The sequence below is a fragment of the Aestuariimicrobium sp. Y1814 genome, assembly GCF_050113895.1.
In the GTDB taxonomy this organism is placed as follows: Bacteria; Actinomycetota; Actinomycetes; order Propionibacteriales; family Propionibacteriaceae; genus Aestuariimicrobium.
Genome location: NZ_JBNJRW010000004.1, coordinates 265,311 through 271,554, shown reverse-complemented (window position 1 = coordinate 271,554; position 6,244 = coordinate 265,311). Strand labels below are relative to the sequence as shown.

Below are 6,244 nucleotides of genomic sequence, written 5' to 3'. Positions count from 1 at the left end.
TGGGGTGGACGAGGCGAATCGTCTTGTCTGCACCCCGGGTCCATCGGGCCACTGCCAGGCTGAGCGAGTCGCCCTTCGGGGACGACCTGGCTGAGAGTTGCAGGGCTCGGTGGCCCGGGACGCGCAGATCGGCCATAGGGCTATGCGCCAAGGACCCGGCAAGGTCCCGGAGCGCCTCAGTGAGCGACCGACCGTCACGTCCCGGACCGGAGTGCTGAATCCGTGGGCTGACGGAAGGAGCACTCTCATGATTGAGGCTACGCCCACCTACGCCGGGATCGACTGGTCCTGGCAGCACCACGCGCTGTGCATCGTCGACGACGACGGACAGCGCATCGAGGAAGCAACCGTGCCGCACACACGGCCCGGGTTGACCAAGATCACCACCCTGCTGCGTCGCCATGGCGTGGAACGGATCGGGATCGAGCGCGGCGACGGACCGGTGGTCGAGCACCTGATCCGCGACGGGTTCGAAGTCGTCGTGATCAGTGCACGGCAGGTGAAGTCACTGCGTGCCCGCTACGGCTCCGCGGGGAACAAGGACGACCGGTTCGACGCGTTCGTGCTGGCCGACGCGTTGCGCACCGACGCCGGTCGCTGGGCGATCGTGCAACCAGACAGCGAACAGACGATCGCGCTGCGGATGCTGGTGCGCGCCCGCCACGATCTGATCGATCACCGGATCGCCGTGCACAACCAACTGCTCGCAGTGCTGCAGCACAACTTCCCCGGCGCGATCGGCCTGTTCAGCCAGCTCGACATCCCCATCAGCCTGGCGTTCCTGCGCCGATTCCCCAGCGAAGCCAAAGCAGCCTGGCTCAGCGAGCTGCGGATGGCGCACTGGCTCAAGGCCAACGCATACTGCGGCCGCCACACCCCGACCCGGCTGGTCGACCACCTGCACGAAGCTGCGACCGGCCGCGTCAGCGGCGCGGCAGCCGAAGCCAGCGAGGTCATCGTGCTGACCCTCGTTGATCTGCTCGCCACCCTGCGTGATGAACAAGCCCGGCTCGAGGCCCGGATCAAGGAAGCACTCCTGGCTCACCCCGACGGCCCGATCTTCCAGTCCCTGCCCCGCGCCGGGACCGTCCGCGCAGCCACCCTGCTGGCCGAGATCGGCGACTGCCGGGCCAGGTTCCCCGACCCCCCAGCACTCGCCGCAGCCGCCGGCGTCGCACCATCGACCAGGCAGTCCGGCAAGCACCTCAACGTCGCCTACCGACGCGGCTGCAACAAACAACTCCGGGCAGCACTGGTCGACTGGGCCCAAGACACGCCCCGCGCGAACGCCTGGGCACGCGACACCTACGACCGCGCCCGAGCCCGCGGCTGCCGACACCCCCACGCAGCAAGAATCCTGGCCCAAAACTGGACCAGGATCCTGTGGCGCTGCTGGCACGACCACACGCCCTACAACCCCGACCTACACGGCCGACTCAACAGCCTCCTGACGAAGGCTGCTTGACATAGGGCTCTCAGCCCCCGGGCGTCGTGCTCGGGTCGGTCGAGCTGGCCGGTGGGCTGCTCGGCGGGGAGCTCTCGGCGGTGCTCTCCGGGGTGGACGGGTCCGGCGAGGACTCCGGCGGGCTGGACGGCGGGTCGGTCGACGGGGTGGTCACCGGTGTCGTGGGTGCCACCGCGATGACCACCACGATCGGCTGGGTCCGGTCGGCGGCGATGCCGTCACCAGGGGTCTGCCGGAACACCTGGCCCGGGGTCTGGGTGGACTCCTCGGACTCAATGGTGATGGTGAACCCGCTCTGCCGGGCCAGTGCCTCGGCCTCGGCCGCGGTCTTCCCGTTGAGGTTGGGCACCAGCGACATGCCGGTGGCGATGGTGATGGTCACCTCCGACCCCTCGGGCACCTGGGCGCCCTCGGCGGGGTTCACCTTGGTGACGTTGCCGGCGGTCGCGTCGGTGGGTTCTGCCGCGGGAGTGTCATCCTCACGTTTGACCGTGAACCCGGCAGCCTTCAAGGCATTCTCGGCCTGCTCGGCGGTCATCCCCGTGAGCCCGGTCGGCACCGTCGCGGTCTTCGGGCCGAGGTTCACCACCAGGTTCACCGGGGTCCCCTCGGGCACCTCGGTCGTTGCCGCCGGGTTCTGGCTGACCACCGTGTCGACGGGGTCCTCCTCCTGGTTGACGTAGTCGACCGTGCCCACCCGCAGGTTGGCGTTGATGATGATGGAGCGGGCAGCCTCTTCGGTCAGCCCCCGCACCGCGGGCACCGGCACATTGGTGGCCACCGGCTCGTCGATCGGCTTGAAGACCTGCCACAGGCCGATGCCGACGGTGGCCAGCAGGGCCAGGACCAGCACCCCCACGACGATTGGCAGGGTGCGCCGCTTCTGCTCGACCTCTTCCTCGTCGGGGTTGACCACGGCCACGGCACCACCGGTAGCCGCCGGGTCACCCTCGGCCGGCACCGCGGGCTGGGAAGCGGTCTGCCACGGCTCGGGCGGCAGCGGCACCGGGGTCTGCAGCACGGCGGTGACCTTCTCACCAGCCAGCAGCCGGGCGATGTCGTCGTGCATCTCTTCGGCGCTCTGGTAGCGGTCGGCCGGGTCCTTCGCCAGCGACTTCAGGACGATGGCGTCCATGTCCTTGGTGATCTCGGGGTCGAGCTCGCTGGGTGCCTGCGGCAGTTCACGCACATGCTGGTAGGCGACGCTGACCGGTGAGTCACCGATGAACGGCGGACGACCGACCAGCAGTTCGTAGAGCAGGCAGCCGGCCGAGTAGATGTCGGAACGGTTGTCGACGGTTTCGCCGCGCGCCTGCTCGGGGGAGAGGTACTGGGCGGTGCCGATCACCGCCGCCGTCTGGGTCATCGTCGCCGAGGTGTCCGACACCGCCCGGGCGATGCCGAAGTCCATCACCTTGACCACCCCGTCGGTGGTGAGCATGACGTTGGCCGGCTTGATGTCGCGGTGGATGATGCCGGCCCGGTGGGAATAGGCGAGTGCGCCCAGGGTGCCCTGGACGAACTCCAGGGCGCGCTCGGGAAGGATCTTGCGGCCGTCACGCAGCACGTCCTTGAGTGTGTGGCCCTCGATGAGTTCCATCACGATGAACGGCACCGGGATCTCGGTGTTCGGGTCGTCCGCCTCGCCGGTGTCGTACACGGCGACGATGTTGACGTGGTTCAGCCCGGCCGCCGACTGCGCCTCGCGGCGGAAACGGGCCTGGAACATCGGGTCGGTGGCCAGGTCGACCCGCAGCCGCTTGACGGCCACGTCACGGTCGAGGCGCACGTCGCGGGCCCGCCAGACCTCGGCCATGCCGCCGCGTCCGATGATTTCGTCGAGCCGGTAGCGGTCACCGAGCACACTGCCCTGCACCGACATGGTCTTCGTCCTTTCCATCGGCGGCATTTCGCGGGTCGCATCAAGTTCGTCGTTGTGGTCACTCATGGTCTCAGGGCCTCGATCACTGCTTTCGCGATGGGGCCGGCCAGTCGACCGCCGGCGATGTCATTGCGTTCCACTTCTGCATCTTCGATGAACACCGCCACGGCGATGTCCGGGTTCTCGCTGAAGGCGACGAACCACGCGTAGGGGGGTCGGTCGGGGTCGGACTGGGCGGTGCCGGTCTTGCCACCGACCCGCGCCCCGTCAACCTTGGCGGCGCTGCCGGTGCCCTCGTTGACGACCTTGACCAGCATCTCCTGCAAGAGTTCGGCATTGCCGGTGCTCATCGCCTTCTCGAGCCGGACCGGGCGGTTCACGTGCACGATCGACAGGTCGTTCGCCCGCACCTCCTTGACCAGGTGGGGCTGCATGACCTGCCCGTCGTTGGCGACCGCACCGATGACCATGGCCATCTGCAGGGGGGTGGCGGCGACGTCGAACTGGCCGATGGCGCTCAAGGCCGTCTGCGGGGAGTCGAGTTCAGTGGGGAACTTCGAGGCCGACCACGGCACGTCGGTGGCCAGGTTCTGGTTGTTGAAGCCGAACTTCTCGGCCTGGGCGCGCAGCTTGTCAGCACCCAACTGCATGCCGATGTTCGCGAAGGAGGTGTTGCAGGAGTTGATCAGCGAGAACTCCAGGGTGACCTGGCCGTCGCCGCAGTCGACCTGGTTGGTCAGCACGGTGTTGGTCAGCGGCAGCCGCAGTTCGGCGGGCGCATCCCACAGGGTGTCGGGGGCGGTGCCGTCCTCGAGGGCGGCGGCGGCCGTGATGATCTTGAAGGTCGACCCGGGCGGGTAGATCTCCCGGGAGGCCCGGTTGGCCAGCGGCCGGTTGGGGTCGTTGTTCAGCGACTCCCACGCCTCGCGGGCCACGTTCAGGTCGGTCGACGACAACGCGTTCGGGTCATAGGTCGGCAGGCTGACGTAGGCCAGCACCTCACCGGTGGCCCAGTTGATGGCCGCCACCGCACCCTTGCGCCCGGCCAGCCCGTCATAGGCAGCCTGCTGGGCGCGGGGGTCGATCGTCGTGGTCACCGAGCCGCCGGCCGGGTCCTTGCCGGTCAGGGCATCGACGATGCGGGTGAAGAACTGGTCGTCACTGGTGCCGGCCAACTGCTTGGAGTAGTTCAGCTCGATGCCGGCGGAGCCGAAGTCGTAGGCGTAGAAGCCGGTCACGTGGGCGTACAGCAGCGGCTGGGGGTAGGTGCGCGCGAAGGCGAATCGTCCGGTGCTGGGCACCGACTGGGCGATCGCCTGGGTGCCGACCATGATGGGCCCCCGGTTGCGGGCGTACTCGGCGTCGGTGACCCGACGGTTGCGGGTGTCGCCGTTCAGGGTCTGTGCGCGGCCGATCTCGAGCCAGCTGGCATTGGCCAGCAGCGCGAAGACCATCAGGGCGGCGAGCACGGCCACCTTCCGAATCGGACGGTTCATCGGTTCACCACCTGGGTCTGGGCGTTCGAGATGTCGGGGTGCACCAATTGGACCGGTTTGCGGGCCTGGTGGCTGATCACGACCAACAGGCCGACGATCACCCAGTTCGCGACCAGGGACGAGCCACCCTGGCTCATGAACGGTGTGGTCAGGCCCGTCAGCGGCAGCAGCCGGGTGACCCCACCGATGATCGCGAAGACCTGCAGCGCGAACACGAACGAGAGGCCGGCGGCCAAGAGCTTGACGAACTCGTCCGAGCTGGCCAGCGCGGTGCGCAGGCCGCGGGAGATCAGCACGGCATAGATCATGATGACCGCCATCAGCCCGGCGATGCCGAGTTCCTCACCGATGGCGGCGGCGATGAAGTCGCTCTTGGCGAGCGGGGTCAGGCCCGGACGACCCAGCCCCCAGCCTCGTCCGGTCAGCCCGCCCCAGGCGAACCCGAACTGGGCGCTGATCACCTGCAGGTTCTGGTCGTAGTTCTCGAACGGGTGCAACCAGGCGTTCACGCGCACCCGGACGTGCCAGAACAGCCGGTAGGCGAGCACCCCGCCGACGGCGAACATGCCCAGGCCGATGACCACCCAGCTGGGTCGTTCGGTGGCGACGTAGAGCATCATCACGAACAGGCCGAAGAACAGCAGCGCGGTGCCCAGGTCGGACTGGGTGACCAGCACCAGCATCGCCGCACCCCACATGATCACGATCGGCAGCAGGTCACGCAGTCGGGGGATGCGCAGCGGGCCGAGCTTGTGGCCGCCGAGGGCCAGCAGTTCACGCTTCTGCACCAGGTAGGACGCGAACGCGATCGCCAGCACGATCTTGGCCACCTCGGCCGGCTGGAAGGAGAACCCGGCCACCCGGATCCAGATCCGCGAACCGTTCAACTCCACGCCCAGGCCGGGTACCAGCGGCAGCATCAGCAGCCCCAGCCCGGCCAGGAACAGCAGGTAGGGGAAGCGGTCGAGGCGGCGCAGGTCGCGCAGGAAGAACAGCACCAGCGCGAACAGCACTATGCCCAGCCCGGTCCAGACGAACTGGGTGTAGGAGTCGGTGCGCGGTGGGGTGGGAATCAGGTCGATGCGGTGGATCATCGCCAGCCCGAGGCCGTTCAGGGCAATCACGCAGGGCAGGATCAGCGGGTCGGCATAGGGGGCCCGGAAGCGGATCAGCAGGTGGGCGCCGAGCGCCATGGCCACCCACAGGCCGCAGACCCAGGGCCAGTTGTCGGGCACGGCCCCGTTCATGTTCAGCCCGGTCAGCAGCCACCCGCCCAAACCGAAGGCGCACGCCACCAGCAGCATCGCCAACTCGGTGTTGCGACGCTTGTGGTAGGCCACCAGGACAGCCCCCGGGGTGGCCGTCCTGGGCAGGTCGGCCGGTGCCGCCCCGGCAGGGCCG

4 protein-coding genes are annotated in these 6,244 nt (G+C 68.5%); 1 reads left to right on the top strand and 3 read right to left on the bottom strand.

Annotated elements, in window-relative coordinates; all coding sequences use genetic code 11:
• Nucleotides 1-247: 247 nt before the first annotated feature.
• Complete coding sequence (locus tag ACQE3C_RS07090) at nt 248-1,465, top strand: IS110 family transposase (RefSeq protein ID WP_434537930.1); 1,218 nt, start codon at nt 248-250, stop codon at nt 1,463-1,465.
• A gap of 10 nt (nt 1,466-1,475) precedes the next feature.
• Here ACQE3C_RS07090 and pknB read toward each other — a convergent pair whose 3' ends face one another.
• From pknB to ACQE3C_RS07075, 3 genes are all read right to left on the bottom strand, one after another.
• Nucleotides 1,476-3,347, bottom strand: a complete 1,872-nt coding sequence (gene pknB / locus ACQE3C_RS07085; RefSeq protein ID WP_434538484.1) for a Stk1 family PASTA domain-containing Ser/Thr kinase — start codon at nt 3,345-3,347, stop codon at nt 1,476-1,478.
• 62 nt (nt 3,348-3,409) lie between these two features.
• The gene (locus ACQE3C_RS07080; protein WP_434538476.1) at nt 3,410-4,843 is read right to left on the bottom strand and encodes a peptidoglycan D,D-transpeptidase FtsI family protein; all 1,434 of its coding nucleotides are present in this window, start codon (nt 4,841-4,843) and stop codon (nt 3,410-3,412) included.
• On the bottom strand, nt 4,840-6,147 hold the full coding sequence (locus ACQE3C_RS07075; protein WP_434538483.1) for an FtsW/RodA/SpoVE family cell cycle protein: 1,308 nt from the start codon (nt 6,145-6,147) through the stop codon (nt 4,840-4,842). The genes ACQE3C_RS07080 and ACQE3C_RS07075 overlap by 4 nt, the downstream gene beginning before the upstream one ends.
• Nucleotides 6,148-6,244 lie beyond the last annotated feature (97 nt).

What these genes read in the sequence shown, in the direction of transcription:
- ACQE3C_RS07075 (WP_434538483.1), bottom strand. Translation starts at nt 6,147, where the DNA reads ATGCTGCTGGTGGCGTGCGCCTTCGGTTTGGGCGGGTGGCTGCTGACC.
- ACQE3C_RS07080 (WP_434538476.1), bottom strand. Translation starts at nt 4,843, where the DNA reads ATGAACCGTCCGATTCGGAAGGTGGCCGTGCTCGCCGCCCTGATGGTC.
- ACQE3C_RS07090 (WP_434537930.1), top strand. Translation starts at nt 248, where the DNA reads ATGATTGAGGCTACGCCCACCTACGCCGGGATCGACTGGTCCTGGCAG.
- pknB (WP_434538484.1), bottom strand. Translation starts at nt 3,347, where the DNA reads ATGTCGGTGCAGGGCAGTGTGCTCGGTGACCGCTACCGGCTCGACGAA.